This is a genomic window from Oleiphilus sp. HI0066 (assembly GCF_001635725.1).
In genome coordinates, this window is sequence record NZ_LWFH01000842.1 from 1 (window position 1) to 492 (window position 492).

The window sequence follows — 492 nt, forward strand, 5'->3', positions numbered from 1 at the left end:
AAATTAATGTTCGACTGAAACTTATGACGCGAGTATTCAGCGGTCACAGCCCATTCAAAGGCGTTGTATTCTAATGAAGTCAGAACTGTTTCGGAATAGAACGAAGAATCATCTGCGTAAATTTGCACATCATTCAAGTCAGGTGATCCAGGCAATATCGCATTTGCTGGCACGTTAATTAAGGGGTTGAGGTCGATCGTATATTCGGGTCGATAGTAAGTGATGGCAGCGCGCCAACCATTGAACTCTGAACCATAAGCAAGTTTTGCCAATAAACCTGAATCGCCCTTTAAATTACTTGGCTCAAGTTGCGAAGCTTCTTGCGCCTCATCCATATCGGTTACAGGTTGGTTGTAGAAGACTTGAAAGCTAAGTGCATTTTCACCCAAAGACTTCGACCAATGCAGCTCAGCACCATCTGCAGAGTAGAAGGAATTACGCGTCTGATCGTAGTACACCGATTGCGGCATGATCACACCTGTGCGGGTATGA

The 492-nt window shown here is 44.7% G+C and carries 1 protein-coding gene; it reads right to left on the minus strand.

All coding sequences use genetic code 11. The annotated features are described in order from the left end of the window. Nucleotides 1–470, minus strand: a 470-nt coding sequence (locus A3738_RS09835; RefSeq protein WP_156504167.1) for a hypothetical protein, incomplete at its 3' end; no start/stop codon positions are given. Nucleotides 471–492: the final 22 nt, after the last annotated feature.